Source organism: Teichococcus aerofrigidensis (assembly GCF_054073225.1).
Genome location: NZ_JBSXMU010000257.1, coordinates 1 through 1311 on the forward strand (window position 1 = coordinate 1; position 1311 = coordinate 1311).

At 76.9% G+C, this 1311-nt stretch carries 2 pseudogenes; one reads left to right on the forward strand and one right to left on the reverse strand.

The window, feature by feature from the left end:
- A pseudogene (locus ACVMLK_RS21055) lies at positions 1-846 on the reverse strand (heparinase); the annotation flags it as partial.
- Positions 847-971: 125 nt separating this feature from the next.
- Between ACVMLK_RS21055 and ACVMLK_RS21060 the strand changes: the two are divergent.
- A pseudogene (locus ACVMLK_RS21060) lies at positions 972-1311 on the forward strand (hypothetical protein); the annotation flags it as partial.

Here is a 1311-nt window from a genome sequence, read left to right on the forward strand (position 1 = left end):
GGCCGGCACCGGCGCGGGCAGCGGCGGCCGGCCCAGCCGGAGGCGCAGCACCTCCAGCACGGAGAGCGTGTCCAGCAACAGGCGGTGATAGCCGGTGGAATGCTGCGCGAAGCCGCCATCCGGCGCCACCAGCCGCGCCACCGCGCGGGCCAGGGCGGCCTCGCCCCGCCGCGCCAGCTCGGCCTCGCCCAGCAGCCAGCCGCAGGCCAGCAGGCCCGCGGGTTCGCTGATGCTGTGGTTGTTGTCCTGCGCGCGGGCATAGGCCGCGGTCGCCCGGATGCGGTGGGCGTGCAGCGCGAGCAGCCCGCGCGCCGCCGGAGAAGGATCGGCCTCCGCCCCGGCCAGCAGCAGGGCCAGGGCGAGGTGCAGCGCGCGCAGCGCCGCCTCCTGGCCGCAGGCCCAGTTGGGGCCGCGATAGGCCGGGTTGGCCGCCTGCCAGGCGGCCAGGCGCTGCTCCAGCCGCGCCAGATGCCCCTCCTCCGGCCAGAGCCGCGCCGCCTGCACCAGCAGTGGCGCCCAGGCCAGCCGGTTGGCCTCCCAGACGGGGCGGATATCGCCCGCGCCGAACAGGTCCAGTGCCAGTGCCGGCGTGGCGCCGTCGAAGGGGCCGTGCGGGCCGGCGGAGGGCAGGGCCGCGAGGGCGGCGCGCAGGCGGGCGGGCCAGCCCGGCATCGGTCCTTCAGCCAGCTCCGGTGCTGGGCACAGGCAGGTCTCCGGCAGGAAGGCGCCGGTCACGGCCGGCCGATCGGCCAGGGCGCGGGCCGGGCCGCCGTGCAGCCGGCCCAGGCGGTACAGGGCGTAATGGGCGAGCGCATGCGGGCCGAGCCGGAGGGCGGCATCGAACAACGCAAGGTTGCTTAATCTGGGCGAATTGCGCGCTTGGATCGCCATCGTCATGCTGATAAACCATTGGTCACGATTTTGCGAGCGAGCTTTTAACCTCCACCGCTACCGCCACGGTGCTCCAGGACTTGCCGCCTTTCCTTTCCCCCGCCGCGCACCCGCCTTCCTCCGCCACCGTCCTCCGGCGGGGCGGCCGCCTGATTCTCGCCGGGATCCTGATGCTGCAGGCGGGCGGGGCGGGGGCGCAGGCGCCCGGGTTCGCGGCGCCCCCGAACGGGCCGCCGGGCGGGCAGGTCCCGAGTCCGCTGCTCTCGCCCCCCAGCCTGCCCAGCGTGCTGCCCGGCGGCATGCCGCTGCCGAGCCTGCCGCCGGCGATGCAGCAGGACATCCTGCAGCGCATCCTGGAGGCCTCGGGCGGGGGGCGCGGCCCCCCCCCCCCCCCCCCCCCCCCCCCCCCCCCCCCCCCCC